We start from the raw sequence: 15,152 nt of genomic DNA, 5'->3' as shown, positions 1-15,152 counted from the left end.
CTCGGTACTCGCTTCGTGCTCGGGAGAAGTGCCGCGAGGGCACGCCGCCTCGGCCGCGCGGCGGCGTGCGGCCGGGAGGCGCCCTCTGCGGGTCACTCGGCGGACTGCCCCTGCAGCCCGGTTTCGGGACTAACGACGCCGCTGCGCGACTGTTGGTTCGCATGAGGTGAGAGAGGCGCGGCGCAGAACACGCAGCGCTCGCCTATGAGCTCCAGCCCGCACCACGGACAGGGCTGCCGCTGCACGGAGGCTACGAGCTGCGCGAGCACCGAAGTATCCCCGATCGCCGCGACGAACTCGACCAGTTTGCCCGTTCCCCACCAGCGGAGGGACTCCTTGGGCAACTCGGCCTGGTGGAGGGCCTGGACGGCCCAGGCGGGGGCAAGGGTCGAAGTGACCCAGTCCGAGGGGATACGTCCCTGAGCCACGGTCAGGTAGGTGCCGAACTTCGGCCCTGCGAGCGTGGTGCCGTCGGTGCCGATCTTGATCAGCTGCGGCGTGGGTCCGGCGAGAACGCCGAACTGCGAACCCGGGACCCAGGACTTCGCATGGGCCTTGAGACCGACAGCCACGTGGTCGAGCTTGGCCACGGAGTTCAGCAGGGCGCCGGCGTACAGGTAATGGGAGAACAGCAGCGCCGCCGACCCGACGACACCGGCGCCGAAGTCGAACACGGAGATCTGACGCAGCTGCCGCGCGAGCACGGCCAGCGCCAGGGGCGGCAGATCCACCCGTACCAGAGCGATCCTGCCGTTCTCCAGAACCGAACGGATCGTCTGGAGCCTGCGCTCGTGCGGCACGGCGAGGGACGAGGGGTAGAGCACGATCACGTGACCGCACTGCTCCACCAGCGCCTGCATGCCGGCGAGGGCATCGTCCAGCGACTGCTCGCCCGGAGGCCGGAGCACCGCTGCGGACGGCGTCCGCCCGTCCAGCGGCGCCAGTACCAGATCAGGACTGGTAACTGCTATCGCGGTCGCCACGTCTGATTCCCTGTCCCCTCCGGCCACCCAGTGCTGCAGGCGACCGCAAATCATTCTCCCCCGTACAACTGCAGCAGCACTTTATCCGCGCCAGGGGAGCCCGGAGAACACCTGCCCTTACCGGCACGGATGCGCGGACGGAGCCGCACCCCGGCTCTTTAGGCCCGGGCCTGGGCCCGTGGGCCCATGCGCTGATGATCACCGCAGGCTAGCGTCAGCCAGAAACGATCAAGGACAGAGGGCTCGGGGGAATGAGCGGCATAGGCAAGAGTTTTGGCTCCAACCAGATGTACAGCCCCTACCGGACGCCGCCTCCGCAGCGCTCCAACGTCTTCTTCTCGGTGGTGCGCTCCTGGGCGGCCGCGGTCGTCGTCCTCTTCGCGTCCGGCTTGCTGCTCAATGCCGCGATCCTCGACGAACTCGCGACTGCGGAGCGGCTCGCCTCCTTCGGGTGGCGGGTCGCCATCATCTACGTGCCCAACACGCTGTACATCACGCTGGCCGTCTGGGCGGCGGCACGTCTCCTGCCGGACCCGCACAGGGATTCCCTGCCCCTGTACCTGCTGGCCGCGCTGGGAGTTCCGGTCATCACCTCCACGCGGACCATCGTGGAGGGCTGGGACCTCATCGTCGCCGAGGGCATCGGCATGGCGGCCGCAGCCCTCGTCCTGGGCGGTGCCGCAGGGCTCGTGCTCGGGCGGCTGCGGCGGTCGAGCGGCGGCAGCGGGGAGTACCCCTGGAACGACCTGGGCGTGACCGCGACGGAATACATCGGCATGGTCGTGGTGGTCGTGGCGGTGATGGCCGGACTGCTGGCCACGGGCGCCGGCAAGGCGATCGGCGAGCAGATCAAGGCGAAGCTCTGCAAGGCCCTGGGCGGCGGCTGTCCGGCGCCGGGCAAGGACGGAGCAAGCGCCAAGAAGCCCGATTCCTATTTCGAGCCGACGATGTGCAACACCGCCAACACCAGCAGTACGGCGGGCCAGGAGGTGAAGATTGCCTGGTTCAAGTTCGGCAACGAGTACGGCTTCCAGCAGCAGAAGTTCAAGGTCCGTGAGGTCGACAAGAACGGGAACCCCGTCCTGGGCAAGGACGGCAAGCCCGTGTACAAGGACAAGGTCCGGCTCACCTTCAGCGAGGCCGGAAAGGCCGGCGTCGCCTACTCCCCCAAGTGGGGCGCGAAGGTCGGCAAGCTCGACGAGGACGGCGAGTCCGAGGTCGAGCTGTCCGCGAGCGTGAAGGTGACGGCCGGCGACACCTGGCAGTTCGACAGCCAGGAGGAGGCCGACGAGTTCCGCGAGAAGCTGGAGAGCCTGGAGAGCGCCAAGTCCGGAATGCAGTACGCCAGGGACTCTCCCCTGGTGGCCTCGCGCGCTGCCGACAAATATCTGAAGCTGCAGAAGGAAGTCAACAACACCATTAACGCCGGCCATCTCTCCTACGGTTCGGTGGGCGTCGAGGGGGCCGGAGAGCTCAAGATGTCCGGCTCGATCAACGACGAGGTCACGGGCAAGCTCGGCGGCAAGGTCAAGGTCGCCCCGACCGCGACGATCACCAAGGACGGCATCAACAACACGACGTCCAAGACCTTCGCATTCAAGGTGGAGGGTGCCGCGACCGGCGAGGCCGGCGCCGGCGGAAGCAAGGCTTCCGCGGAGTACGGGGCCGGGGTCACCGGAGCCCTCACGGTCACCCGTGACAAGGACGGGAAGCTGAAGCGGATCATCATGACCCGCACCGAGGAGACGTCCGGCAAGGCGGGCGGCAAGCACGAGGTCTCCGACGACGAAAAGGTCCCGGACAAGAACAAGAAGGGCAAGGACAACAAGAACGCGGGCAAGTCCAAGCACAAGGGGTCGGGCAGCGCCTCGGCGAAGGACACTGTGACCGAAGTCGTCACCACCACCATCGAGCTCAACACCCCGGACAAGCAGAAGACCGCTCAGAACTGGCTGAACGGCAACAGCAAATACGGCAAACCCCTTGAGATGCTGCTTTCCGACGAGGCGCCCACGAACCGTCCCGGCGACGACGACAAGTTCGGTCAGCTGCTCTTCGACGACGGCAGGTCCAGCAGGCTCACCTACGACGGTGTGACCGATGCCGCGGAATTCGGCGCCGAACTCAACCTGGGCGTAGCCTCCTTCGGCTACACGGCCAGCTTCGAAGGCAACAAGGAAAAGGTCCGCCAGGAGGACGCAGAGTTCCTCGGCGCTCCACAGGACGGCAAGCGGAGCTATGTGCCGATGACGCTCTGCTCGAAGTAGCGGCTCCGCGCCTTTGAGCCGTGAGCCTTGAGCCGTGAACCTTGCGCCGTACTCTGCCGGACAGACCCACAGAGAGTGAGCACTCGATGATCACCACCACCGCACGCCGCGCCACGGCAGCCGCCGCGACCACCGCCCTCCTGGGCGCTCTCGTGGTCGGCTGCGGTAGTGAGAAGAGCGCCGAGGCAGCCGTCCCGGAGGGGTGGCGGACGCTTGACGCGCAGCAGGTCAGCGTCGCCTATCCGAAGGGCTTCAAGGAGCTGGCGAAGGACAAACTGCCCAAGACCGCCACGGCCGAGGCCGATCTGGTGGAGGGCGGCAAGACCGTCGCCCGCATCGTGGCCCAGGTGAAATTCATGAAGACCAGCGACCTCGATATGGCGGTGGCCGGCGCGGAGGCACCGTACGAACTCGGTGGCACGCCCAAGGGCAAAGAGGACATCAAGGTCGCCGGGGCCGGCAAGGCCGTGCGCATCGATCACGAGTTCAAGTCCAGCGGCGAGGACGACTCTCCCCCGCGGGACACGGAAATGACGGCTGTCGACATCGTCGGCATGGACAAGGACGACCGTCCTTGGGTGGTGCGCATCACCGCGCCGAAGGGGAAGCTCTCGCAGGATGATCTGGACGGGGTCATCAAGTCCGTCAAGGTAACGGGCTGACCCCGCCCCGCTGAAGCCCCTCTACTGCTTCGGCCAGACCTTCACCACGTAAAGCCAGAGCAGTACCGCACTCAGCAGAAAGAAGGCACCGCTCAGCAGCACCCCGAAAGCGCTCCCGAGCATGGGAGACAGGGTGCGCGGTCCGGTAATGGTCGCCGTCCGCTCCGGGTCGTCCGCCCGGTAGCGGACGGTGACCTTTTTGCCTTCCCGCATGAGCATGGTGGGTTCCTCGAACTCCACTGCCCGGCCGTCGGCGGTGGTGAAGCCGTAGACGTAGTGCATGCGCGTGAAGCCGTCGGCCCCCTCCGTCCCGTAGCTGCGCACGCAGCGGCCCTCCGCGCGCTGTCCGAAGAAGACGGACCTCAGCGCGGTCAGGAATTCGCGCAGGCACTTGAAGAGGACCCACGCGGTGCCCGCCACGAAGAGCAGAAGGACTATGAGGGTGGTCATGCCCCTCACCCTAAGCAGGGCGGCGCCTGGTACTCGGGCTCTCCCGGTGTCCGGACTCTTGACACGGCTAATGGTCTGGACCAACTTGTACGCCCATACGGTGGCCGCCGTCCCTCCCGATCCCCCCACTCCCCACCGGAGGCACCAGTGGATCGCTCACGCCCATCTCGTATCAGGCATCACAGACCCCGCAGATCTCACGCCCCTCACGCACCTCGCACCCCCCGCACCCCCCGCACCCCCCTCCTCGCCGCCGTCACCCTCCTCCTGGCCGGTCTCCTCCCCCTGTTCGGCGGCGCGAGCCCGGCGCAAGCAGCCGCCGACGGCAATCTCGCCAGGAATCCCGGGTTCGAGGACGGGCTCGCCGGATGGTCGTGTTCCGGCGGCAGTGGTGTTGCCGTCGGGGCGCCCGTGCACGGCGGGGGCGGGGCGCTCAAGGCCTCGCCTGCCGGGGCGGACAACGCCCGGTGTGCCCAGGCCGTCGCCGTGCGGCCCGGTTCGTCCTACACGCTGAGTGCGTGGGTGCAGGGGCCGGGCGGCGGCGAGCCCGGCGAGCCGGTTCCGGGCGCTCCGGGCGGGCTCAAGGCCGTGACCGCCACGACCACCGCCGACGGCGGCGACCCGGGCCCCGGCCCCGGCCCGGGCGGGCCCTCGGTACCCAAGCACGCGGTGACCGGCTACTGGCAGAACTTCAGCAACGGCGCCACCGTCCAGAAGATCAGTGACGTACAGAGCCAGTACGACATCATCGCCGTCGCCTTCGCCGACGCGACGGCGACGCCGGGCGCGGTCGACTTCCGGCTCGATCCCGCGCTGAACTACTCCGAGGCGCAGTTCAAGGCCGACATCGCCGCCAAGCAGGCGGCCGGCAAGAGCGTCATCATCTCCATCGGCGGCGAGCGCGGCACGGTCACCGTCAACGACGCGGCCTCCGCCGCCCGTTTCGCGGACAGCGTCTACGCCCTGATGCAGAAGTACGGGTTCGACGGCGTCGACATCGACCTCGAGAACGGCCTCAACCCGACGTACATGACACAGGCGCTGCGCGCGCTCTCGGCGAAAGCGGGCAGCAAGCTCGTCATCACCATGGCGCCGCAGACGATCGACATGCAGTCGACGTCCGCCAGCTACTTCCGGACGGCCCTCAACATCAAGGACATCCTGACGGTCGTCAACATGCAGTACTACAACAGCGGGTCGATGAACGGCTGCGACGGGAAGGTGTACGCGCAGGGGTCCGTCGACTTCCTCACCGCGCTCGCCTGCATCCAGCTCGAAGGCGGTCTCGACCCTTCGCAGGTCGGCCTGGGCCTGCCGGCCTCTCCGCGTGCGGCGGGCGGCGGGTACGTGTCCCCGTCCGTCGTCAACAACGCCCTGGACTGCCTGGCGAAGGGCACCGGCTGCGGTGCGTTCAAGCCGTCGAAGACGTATCCCGGGATCCGCGGGGCGATGACGTGGTCGACGAACTGGGACGCCGCGGCCGGCAACGCCTGGTCCGGTGCGGTGGGGCCGCACGTCCACGGGTTGCCGTAGTCCCTCCCGGCGCCCCGCGCATCCCCCTGCTGCCGGACGGGCCCGCGGGCCCGTCCGGCAGCGGATCCGGTAGCAGAGAGGAGGGGTACGAACGACGATCAGGCGACGATCAGGGCTTCGGCAGCGCACAGTCCGGCAGGCTCAGGTCCACCTTGTTACCGGCCTTGATGCACTTGGCGATGCCGTACGTCTCCTGGGCGTAGTTGATGCCCTTCCGCACGGTGACCTGGCCGTTCTCGTCGACCTCGCACGGGTTGTTCATCGTGCAGCGCTCGCCGCTCTCGTTGCCCGTGTTGTTGATGGCGACGACCTTCCCGGTGTTCGTGTCGATCACCGGCGAGCCGGACGTGCCGCCTATCGTGTTGCACGACGGGGTGTAGCGGAGCGAGTCCTTCCAGGTCCAGTCGCCCTCGCGCAGGCGGTAGACGAAGCCGTCGATGTTGCAGCTGTAGATCCGCTTCCAGAACCCGGAGACGACCTTGATCGGCGTACCGCTCACCGGGTGGTCCGCCGACAGGCTGAGCGCGTTGATCCCGTAGCGCTGCTTGATCTGCGCATATGTTGTGTTCAGCTCGTACAGCGTGACGTCCGTGTCGGTCATCGTCGCGTACGAGATCTTGGTCGCGCGCAGCGTGGCGACCTTGTTCGCGCTGGAGTCGAGCAGGCTGAACGTGCGGGTGGACGGCTTGTCGGTGATGACGTCGCCCGGGCCCGGCATGCCGGTCTCCAGGCAGTGTCCGTTGGTCATGACGAGGCCGGGGTCGTTGTCGGACGAGCTCGGCAGGCGGATCAGGGAGCCGGAGCAATTGCTGAGCGCCACGGTGCCGGCGAAGTCGACCGCCTTGGGCGTGCCCTTGGCGTACGCGGACGCGGACGCCTTTGCTTCAGCGTCCGTACCCGTGCTCGCGCCTGAGCCCGCGGCAGCAGTCGCCGCCGCAGCCGCAGCCGCTCCCCCGTCCGGGGAAACGGCGGTGGCGGTTCCGGCGCCGGCCATGGTCGCTCCGGCGAGGAGGAGGGTGGTGGTGAGCGCGCCGACGAGAGGTCTTCTCATGGGGGGTGGTTCCTCTCTGAGACGGATCCGGGCCGCCCGGGCCGGATCCGGGCCGAAGTTCCGTTCGGTTTTGACGTGTGCATTGTTGGTGCCCCTGAGGGCGCGCGCAATCAACCGGTCGCAAGTGAAAGGGAAGTTGGCCTGAATCTCCCGTTCGGACGCGTTGACCAGTTCATGACATCCTCCGACACTGACCACGCGCCCCCGGGCACTACCCGCACCCTACGCACACCCCGCACAGCCCGCACGCTATGCACCACCTGCACGAAATGCACCACCTGCACCACCTGCACGTCCCGCTCCACCTGCACGTCCTGCTCCACCCGCGCACACCCCCCACCCGTCGCACTACCGGAACCCCCCAGGAGACCGCATGCGACCCCGCTCGCACGGCAGATGGGCCACCGCCCTCGCCGCCGTGCTCACCCTGGCCCTGGCCGTCCCCGCCGCCTCGCGGGACACGGAGGAGAAGACCACCGAGGGAAGGTCCCGGGCGTACGAGGTCACCGGCCCTCGTACCGCCGCCCAGCGCACCGCCGTGGCCGCGACCGGCGCCGCCATCGACGCCGTGCGTCACGGCTCCGTCGTGATCACCGCGGATGCCGACCAGGCCGAGCGCGTCCGCCGGATGGGCTACAAGGTCAGCCTGCTGCCCGGGCCGCCGGACCGCACGGAGGGCCGTTCCCCCGAGCCGTACGACTTCCCGCCCGCCGACGCCGGGTACCACAACTACCGCGAGGCGATGGCGGAGATCGACGCCGGCGTCGCCAAGTACCCGTCGGTCATGAGCAAGAAAGTCATCGGCAAGTCGTACGAGGGCCGCGAGATCGTCGCCGTCAAGATCAGCGACAACGTGGCTGCCGACGAGGACGAACCCGAGGTCCTCTTCACCGCGCACCAGCACGCGCGCGAGCACCTCACCGTCGAGATGGCCCTCTATCTGCTCAAGGAGTTCGGCTCCAAGTACGGCAGCGACCCGCGGATCACCAAGATGGTCGACAGCCGCGAGATCTGGGTCGTGCCCGACGTCAACCCCGACGGCGGCGAATACGACATCGCCACCGGCTCGTACCGCAGCTGGCGCAAGAACCGGCAGCCCAACGCCGGATCCGGCAGCACCGGCACCGACCTCAACCGCAACTGGAACTTCAAGTGGGGCTGCTGCAACGGCTCCTCCGGCAGCACCGGCTCCGAGACCTACCGCGGCTCGGCGCCGGAATCCGCACCCGAGGTGAAGGTCGTCGCCGACTTCACGCGCAGCCGGATCGTCGGCGGCAAGCAGCAGATCAAGGCCGCGATCGACTTCCACACGTACAGCGAGCTGGTGCTGTGGCCCTTCGGCTACACGTACAACGACACCGGCCCCGGCATGACCCAGGACGAACACGACGTCTACGCGACGCTCGGCAAGTCCATGGCCGCCAGCAACGGCTACACGCCCGAGCAGTCCAGCGACCTCTACATCACCGACGGGACGATCGACGACTGGCTCTGGGGCGACCAGCGGATCTTCTCGTACACCTTCGAGATGTATCCGAACGAGAGCGGGGCGGGCGGCGGCTTCTACCCGCCCGACGAGGTCATCGGCCGCGAGACGGCGCGCAACCGCGACGCGGTGCTGCAACTGCTGGAGGCGTCGGACTGCATGTACCAGGTCATCGGCAAGGAGGCGCAGTACTGCAAGTAGGCCTGCAGCACTGCACCGTGGGCGCTCCGCTCCGCCGGGTCAACGGGCCCGGCGGAGCGGGTCAGCGGGCCCCGCGGGGCGGTTCAGCGGGCCCGGCGGGGCGGTTCAGCGGGCCCGGCGGGGCTTGGACTCGTCCACGACCGAGATCGGCCGGTCCGCCGGGTCCCACTGGTGCCACGTCGAGGAGGGGCCGTTCACGACCCGCGCGCCGTTCTTCCGGCTCGCCCATCCGTCGTCCCCCTTCACGACGGTCGCGTACGAGCCGTTGTTGTTGGCGAGAACGAGGTTGTAATAGCGCCACTGCTGGGTCGCAAGGCCCTTGACGCAGGTCCACTGCTGGATCGGGGCGCCGTAGTCCGTGCGGGAGTCCGCGATCTCCAGGCACTTGCCGCTGTTGACGTTCACGAGCTGGTACAGGGTGTCGTCGCCGGAGCCGCTCACCTCGACGAACTTCCACTCGGCACCCGGCTGGCCCTTGCAGGACCACTGCTGGGCCAGGGCGCCGTTGCTCTTGCTGGAGTTCTCTATCTCCAGGCATATCGCGCCCTGCGTGGTGACCAGCAGCGTGCTGCCGTCGTCGGCGGCGGCCTGGCCGGTGCCCGCTGCCGTCAGCACGAGAGCCGCTCCGGACACCGCAACGGTCACGAGCCGCGCAAAGGCCTTCAACTTTTGTCCCCCATCGTCCTCAAGTCATGGCCCCCGTCAGGCATGTCCTCGATCAGGCTTGAGGATATATCACCCTTTCACACCATCACACTGAGTATTCCCGCCACCGCGAACCCCGCCACCGACAGCACCGACTCCAGCACCGTCCACGACTTCAGCGTCTCCCGCTCCGGTATGCCGAAGTACTTGGCCACCATCCAGAAGCCGCCGTCGTTGACGTGCGAGGCGAAGATCGAGCCCGCCGACACCGCGACGATGACCAGCGCGAGGTGGGCCTGGGAGGAGCCGCTGCCGGAGAGCAGCGGGGCGACGATGCCCGCCGTCGTCACGATCGCGACCGTCGCCGAGCCCTGCGCGACCCGCAGTACGACCGCGAGCAGCCAGGCCAGGACGATGACCGGCAGCCCCGCGCCGTCGAACGTACCGGCCAGGGCCTGGGCCACCCCGCTGCCCTTGAGGACCGCGCCGAAGATCCCGCCCGCGCCGACGACGAGCAGGATGTTGCCCACCGGCTTCAGCGACGCGGTCGAGACGGCCTCCAGCGAGGCGCGGGACCAGCCGCGCCGCAGGCCCAGGAGCCAGTACGCCAGGAGCAGGGCGATGGTCAGCGCCACGAAGGGGTGACCGAAGAACTCCACCACCGAGCGACCCGTGCTCGGTGCGAACACCACGGAGGAGAACGTCGCGAGGAGGATGAGGAGCAGGGGTGTGCCGATGACGGCGAGCAGGGTGCCGAGCGCGACCGGGCTCTCGGGCGCGGCCGGACTCTCGGGCGCGGCCGGACTCTCGGGCGCGACCGGGCTCTCGGAGGCATCCCGCTCCCCGGGCGCGGCCCGTCCTTCCGGCGCGGCCCGTTCGCCGGGCGCGGCCCGTTCGCCGGGCGCACGGCTCTGCGCGGCCACCGCCCGCTTCGCCTCCTCCGCCGCCTCGGCCATGTCGGCCGGTACGGGGACGAAGACGCGGCGGCCGATCCACGCCGCGTACCCCCATGCCGCCAGCACCGCCGGCAGGCCCGCCGCGGCGCCCATGAGGATCACCCAGCCGAGGTCCACGTGCAGCAGCCCGGCCGCGGCCACCGGGCCCGGGTGGGGCGGCAGGAAGGCGTGGGTCATGGACAGCCCGGCGAGCATCGGCAGCGCGTACAGCAGAATCGATTTCCCGCTCCGCCTCGCGGCCGCGTACACGATCGGCGCGAGGACGAAGATGCCCACGTCGAAGAAGACCGGGATGCCGAAGAGCACCCCGGTCACCCCCATCGCGAGGGGCGCGCGCCGCTCGCCGAAGAGGGCGAGCAGCCGCGCGGAGAGGGCCTCCGCGCCGCCGGAGACCTCCAGGACCGAGCCGAGCATCGTGCCGAGTCCGATGATGACGGCGATGTGACCGAGGGTGCCGCCCATGCCCGCCTCGACGAGCGGGACCGCGCCGGACTTCTGGACCGTGCCGAACAGTTCCGTCACGGACAGCCCGGCGCCGAGTCCGACGGCGACCGAGACGGCCAGCAGGGCCACGAACGGCTGCAGCCTGACCTTGATGATCAGGAGCAGGAGCAGCGCGATGCCGAGGGCGGCGACCGTCAGGAGCCCGGCGGTGCCGGGTACGAGGGCCAGGAGCCCTCCCGTGCGTCCCTCGGCCGCGTACGTGACGGACGTGCCGGACCTGCCGGAGGTGAAGGGTATGACGGCTGTAGCTGTATCGGATGTGACGGTCACGGCGAGCACCCCCCGGCCCCGGTACGGCCGTCAGCCGAGGACGGCGAGTGCGTCGATCTCGATCAGCAGGCCGGCGGGGAGGCCGACGTAGACGGTCGTACGGGCCGCGGGGACGGACTTCAGGTCGGCGAAGTACTCGTTGTAGATCGCGTTCATCTCCGCGAAGTGGGCGGTGTCCGTGAGGTAGATCCGCATCATGATCACGTCCTCCCAGGTCGCGCCGCCCTCCTCCAGGACCGCCCTGACGTTGGCGAGGGTCTGCAGGGTCTGCTCGCGCAGGGTGTCCCCGGCGGGCGTCGGCGGCTGCCCCTCCTCCGCGGGCAGGAAGCCCACCTGCCCGGCGACCTGCAGGATGTTGCCCTTCTTCACCCCGTGCGAGAACTTCGCGGGCGGGGTGGTGTGGGTGGCGGGCGTGATGGCGATCTTCTCGGTTTTCTCGGTCATGGCGTGACTACTTCCTGACGGGTGCCGGTGGTGGTGGCGGTGGCGGTGTGGTGCCGGAGTACTCCGCACTGACGGCTTCCGCGGTGCGGCGCAGCAGCGGGAGGAGTTCGAGGAGCTCGCCCGCGCCGACGACGACGTTGGGCGCGGAGATCGAGCAGGCGGCGACGACGCGCCCGTCGGTGCCGCGGACCGGTGCACCGACGCAGTTGATGGACTCCTCGTGGCCGCCGAAGTCGGTGGCCCAGCCCTGCTCGCGCACGGTCGCGAGCTCCTTGAGGAAGGCGGCGGCGTCCGGCGTCGAACGGGCCGTGTAGGCGGGGTAGTCGAGGCGTTCGGCGACGGCGCGGCGCTCGGGCTCGGGCAGGTCGGCGAGAAGCAGCTTGGCGACGGCGGCGACGGTGATCGCGACGGGCTTGCCGATGCGCGAGTACATCCGTACGGGGTAGCGGCTCTCGACCTTGTCGATGTAGAGGACCTCGCCGTCCTCGTACACGGCGAGGTGCACGGTGTGCCCGCACCGCTCGTTGAGCGCGACGAGGTGCGGGTGGGCGATCTCGCGGACGTCGAGGTTCTCGGCGGCCTGCTGGGCGAGGGCGAACAGGCGGGTGCCGAGGCGGTAGCGCTGGTCCTGCTGCCGGTAGACCATGCCGTGCTCGTGGAGGGTGCGCAGCAGGCGCAGCGCGGTCGACTTGTGGACGTCGAGGCGGGCCGCCACCTGCTCCAGGTTGGCCGGCCCCTCGGCGAGCAGCGGCAGGATCCGCAGGGCGCGGTCGACGGTCTGGCTCATGTGCGTTCCTTCGCGGCGGCGGTCACGGTCGTGGTCTCCGTCCAGCCCGGGCCGAGGTGCAGCCTCCCCCACTCCTCGGCGCCTAGGGCCGCGAGCCGGTCGGCGAGGTCGCGCCGGGGCGGGGCGGCGAGGTCGCCGGGGGAGGTCAGCGCGGCGGCGGCCATGAGGTGGCCGTGGCGCAGCCGCCGCTCGACGCTCAGCCCGCGCAGCGTGCCGGAGAGGAAACCGGCGGCGAACGCGTCCCCGGCGCCGACGGGTGCGACGACGTCGACGGAGAGGGCGGGGACGAAGACGACTGCGTCGGCTGGGGGAGTGCCGGCGGCGCCGCGTACGTACGCCGTCGCCCCGGCGGCCCCGTGCTTGACGACGAGGACCCGCGGCTCGGGCAGCGCGGCCCGTATCGCCGCGGCGCCGCGGACGCCCCAGGCCGCCTCCGCCTCGTCCTCGCCGACGAAGACGAGGTCGCACCGGCGGGCGAGGGCGGCCAGGACGGCGGGTCCGGCGGAGGCGTTGCGCCCGGCGGGGGCATCCCGCCACAGCGCCGCGCGGTAGTTGACGTCGAAGGAGACGAGGGGGCGGCGGCCGGGGCGGGGCTCGGTGAGGTCGCGTACGAGGGCGAGGCAGCCGGCGGAGAGCGCGGCGGTGATGCCGGTGAGGTGCAGGATGCGGCCGGACCACGCGGTCGCGCGGCGGACGAGAGCCGGCGACATGGCGGAGGCGGCGGATCCGGCACGGTAGTAGAGGACTTCGGAGAGGGGAGCGGCGGAGGGAGGCCCGGAAGGGTCTGCGGGGAGCTCTGACGCGGGGGCTTCCGGCGCGGCAGGCCCGGACCCGGAGAGCCCGGGCTCGGGAATCCGGAACTCGGACAGACCGGGCTCGGACAGACCGGGCTCGGGAAACCCAGACCCGGACAGCCCCGCCTCAGGAAGCCCCGGCTCGGAAGGGCCGGGTTCGGGGCGCCCCCGCCCCGGAAGCCTCACACCCCGCTCCCCCGCCGTGCGGAAGTACACGCCCGTGGGCCGCCCGGCATCCCGCTGGACCGCCGATACGTCCACGCCGTACGCGGCGATCGCCGCCACCAGGTGGTCACCGAAGGCGTCCGCGCCGACCCGGCTCACCCACTTCGCCCGGTGCCCGGCGGCGGCCAGTGCGCAGGCGACGTTGGACTCCGCTCCCCCGATGCCGCGGTCGAAGGACGCGACGCCGGCGAGGGGGCCCGGCTCCGGCTGCGCGGGGCGGAAGGCGACCATCGACTCGCCGAGGCACACGACGTCGGCGTCCGGGAGGCCGCCTGGAGGTGTCGGGGCGGCGGCTGCGGCGGCGGCTGCGGTCACGGTCGGCCCTCGCTCCTCGGTCGGTGATGCCAGTGGTGCCAGTGGTGCCGGTTGTGTACGCGTCCTGTCACGGTCGCTCTCACGGCGCGAGATGACCGTTGACCCCGTACTTGGCGGGATGTTAGACAGCAGCCAGCGCTCTACACAATGAGCGTTGCACAGTGCGCAACAGAACTCGACATGCACATGCGACGTACACACGACTCCCCGGGAGGCTCCATGGCCACCGCCGACGCGACCACCGACGCCGTCGCCCGCCTCGCGGACACCCGCGTCGACCACCGCTTCAAGGGCCTGCCCCCGGACGCCGAGGGCCTGACCGTCGGCGCCCTGGCCGCCGAGCGCCGCTCGCTGTTCACGGGCGGCTTCACCACGCCCGTGCTCGCCCTCTCGGCGGAGGCGCTCGACCACAACCTCGCCCTCATGGAGCGCTGGTCCACCGGCCACGGCCTGGCCTTCGCCCCGCACGGCAAGACCACCATGGCCCCGCAGCTGCTGGAGCGTCAGATCGCGCACGGCGCCTGGGGGATCACTGCCGCGACGGTCTCCCAGGTCCGCGTCTACCGCGCCTTCGGCATACGCCGCGTCTTCCTCGCCAACGAAGTCGTGGACGCCGCCGCCCTGCGCTGGCTGGCCGCCGAGCTGGCCGCCGACCCGGAGTTCCGCCTGTTCACCTACGTCGACTCCGTGCGCGGCGTCGAGCTGATGGACGCCGCGCTCCGCGAGGCCGGGGCCTCCCGCCCGCTCGACGTCGTCGTCGAGCTGGGTGCCGTCGGCGGCCGCACGGGCGCCCGCACCGAGGCCGAGTGCACGGCCGTGGCCGAGGCGGTGGCCTCCGTGAACACCCTGCGGCTGGCGGGGGTCGGCGGCTACGAGGCGGAGATCCCGGGCGCCGACGGCGACCTCGTCCGCGCGTGGCTGCGCCGGCTGACCGCGCTGGCCGTCGAGTTCGACAAGGCGGGCCGGTTCGCCGGAGTGGAGCAGGTGGTCGTCAGCGCGGGCGGCAGCGCGTGGTTCGACGCGGTCGCCGAGGTCTTCGCGGAGCTGCCGGAGCTGTCGGCGCCGGTGCTGAAGCTGCTGCGGTCGGGGGCGTACATCACCCACGACGACGTCGCGTACCGGAAGAAGACCCCCTTCAACCGGCACCCGGAGGAAGGCGAACTCCGCCCCGCCTTCCGCCTCTGGGCCCAGGTCGTCTCCCGCCCGGAGCCCGGCCGCGCGTACCTCAACGCGGGCAAGCGCGACGTCCCCTACGACCTGGACCTGCCGGTGGTACGGGCGGTGCGCTCGGCACGGGACGGGTCGGTGCGGGGCGGCGAGGGCATGACCGTGATCGGGCTGGCCGACCAGCACGCGTTCGTGGAACTGGCGGAGGGCGTGGAGCTGGAGGTCGGGGACTGGGTGGGGCTGGGGCTGTCGCACCCGTGCACGGTGTTCGACAAGTGGCAGCTGATTCCGCTGGCCACGGAGGACGGCACGGTCACGGACTACGTCCGTACGTTCTTCTGACCCCGCCACGTTCTTCTGACCCCGGTGCGGGGGCCTTCCGGGGCCGAGCCTGCCCGCACCGACCCCGCCC

13 protein-coding genes are annotated in these 15,152 nt (G+C 70.2%); 5 read left to right on the top strand and 8 right to left on the bottom strand.

Going from position 1 to position 15,152, the window contains the following annotated elements:
- Nucleotides 1-92: 92 nt before the first annotated feature.
- The gene (locus FGW37_RS20645; protein ID WP_179082410.1) at nucleotides 93-983 is read right to left on the bottom strand and encodes a zinc ribbon domain-containing protein; all 891 of its coding nucleotides are present in this window, start codon (nucleotides 981-983) and stop codon (nucleotides 93-95) included.
- A gap of 251 nt (nucleotides 984-1,234) precedes the next feature.
- On the opposite strand from FGW37_RS20645, the gene FGW37_RS20640 reads away from it, so the two are divergent.
- Nucleotides 1,235-3,250, top strand: a complete 2,016-nt coding sequence (locus FGW37_RS20640) for a hypothetical protein (protein ID WP_179082409.1) — start codon at nucleotides 1,235-1,237, stop codon at nucleotides 3,248-3,250.
- 86 nt (nucleotides 3,251-3,336) lie between these two features.
- On the top strand, nucleotides 3,337-3,912 hold the full coding sequence (locus FGW37_RS20635) for a hypothetical protein (RefSeq protein ID WP_179082408.1): 576 nt from the start codon (nucleotides 3,337-3,339) through the stop codon (nucleotides 3,910-3,912).
- Between the two features lie 21 nt (nucleotides 3,913-3,933).
- Here FGW37_RS20635 and FGW37_RS20630 read toward each other — a convergent pair whose 3' ends face one another.
- Nucleotides 3,934-4,362, bottom strand: a complete 429-nt coding sequence (locus FGW37_RS20630; RefSeq protein WP_179082407.1) for a DUF3592 domain-containing protein — start codon at nucleotides 4,360-4,362, stop codon at nucleotides 3,934-3,936.
- A 171-nt stretch (nucleotides 4,363-4,533) separates the two neighbouring features.
- On the opposite strand from FGW37_RS20630, the gene FGW37_RS20625 reads away from it, so the two are divergent.
- Nucleotides 4,534-5,895 carry a chitinase gene (locus tag FGW37_RS20625; protein ID WP_179084815.1) on the top strand — a complete coding sequence of 454 codons (1,362 nt, stop codon included), beginning with the start codon at nucleotides 4,534-4,536 and terminating at the stop codon, nucleotides 5,893-5,895.
- Nucleotides 5,896-6,004: 109 nt separating this feature from the next.
- Here the strand turns inward: FGW37_RS20625 and FGW37_RS20620 are convergent, their stop codons facing one another.
- Nucleotides 6,005-6,946: a trypsin-like serine peptidase gene (locus FGW37_RS20620; RefSeq protein ID WP_179082406.1), complete on the bottom strand. Its 942-nt coding sequence runs from the start codon at nucleotides 6,944-6,946 to the stop codon at nucleotides 6,005-6,007.
- A gap of 373 nt (nucleotides 6,947-7,319) precedes the next feature.
- Here FGW37_RS20620 and FGW37_RS20615 point away from each other — a divergent pair, with 373 nt between their 5' ends.
- Entirely contained in the window at nucleotides 7,320-8,633 is a 1,314-nt protein-coding gene (locus tag FGW37_RS20615) for a M14 family metallopeptidase (RefSeq protein WP_179082405.1), read from the top strand.
- A gap of 105 nt (nucleotides 8,634-8,738) precedes the next feature.
- On the opposite strand, the gene FGW37_RS20610 is transcribed toward FGW37_RS20615, so the two are convergent.
- From FGW37_RS20610 to FGW37_RS20590, 5 genes are all read right to left on the bottom strand, one after another.
- On the bottom strand, nucleotides 8,739-9,248 hold the full coding sequence (locus FGW37_RS20610) for an RICIN domain-containing protein (protein ID WP_179082404.1): 510 nt from the start codon (nucleotides 9,246-9,248) through the stop codon (nucleotides 8,739-8,741).
- A gap of 128 nt (nucleotides 9,249-9,376) precedes the next feature.
- A complete protein-coding gene (locus FGW37_RS20605) occupies nucleotides 9,377-10,975 on the bottom strand; it encodes a GntP family permease (protein ID WP_179084814.1) in 1,599 nt (532 codons plus the stop codon).
- A gap of 63 nt (nucleotides 10,976-11,038) precedes the next feature.
- Nucleotides 11,039-11,452, bottom strand: coding sequence for a RidA family protein (locus tag FGW37_RS20600; protein ID WP_179082403.1), 414 nt, complete (start codon nucleotides 11,450-11,452; stop codon nucleotides 11,039-11,041).
- Between the two features lie 7 nt (nucleotides 11,453-11,459).
- Nucleotides 11,460-12,239 carry an IclR family transcriptional regulator gene (locus FGW37_RS20595; protein ID WP_179082402.1) on the bottom strand — a complete coding sequence of 260 codons (780 nt, stop codon included), beginning with the start codon at nucleotides 12,237-12,239 and terminating at the stop codon, nucleotides 11,460-11,462.
- Complete coding sequence (locus FGW37_RS20590; RefSeq protein ID WP_425506655.1) at nucleotides 12,236-13,507, bottom strand: sugar kinase; 1,272 nt, start codon at nucleotides 13,505-13,507, stop codon at nucleotides 12,236-12,238. Before FGW37_RS20590 ends, FGW37_RS20595 begins: the two co-directional genes overlap by 4 nt.
- A gap of 285 nt (nucleotides 13,508-13,792) precedes the next feature.
- Here FGW37_RS20590 and FGW37_RS20585 point away from each other — a divergent pair, with 285 nt between their 5' ends.
- A complete protein-coding gene (locus tag FGW37_RS20585; protein ID WP_179082401.1) occupies nucleotides 13,793-15,082 on the top strand; it encodes an amino acid deaminase in 1,290 nt (429 codons plus the stop codon).
- The last annotated feature ends 70 nt before the right edge of the window (nucleotides 15,083-15,152 follow it).

Source organism: Streptomyces rectiverticillatus, assembly GCF_013394065.1.
Classification (GTDB): domain Bacteria; phylum Actinomycetota; class Actinomycetes; order Streptomycetales; family Streptomycetaceae; genus Streptomyces; species Streptomyces rectiverticillatus.
This window is presented reverse-complemented; position numbering and strand designations above follow the sequence as displayed.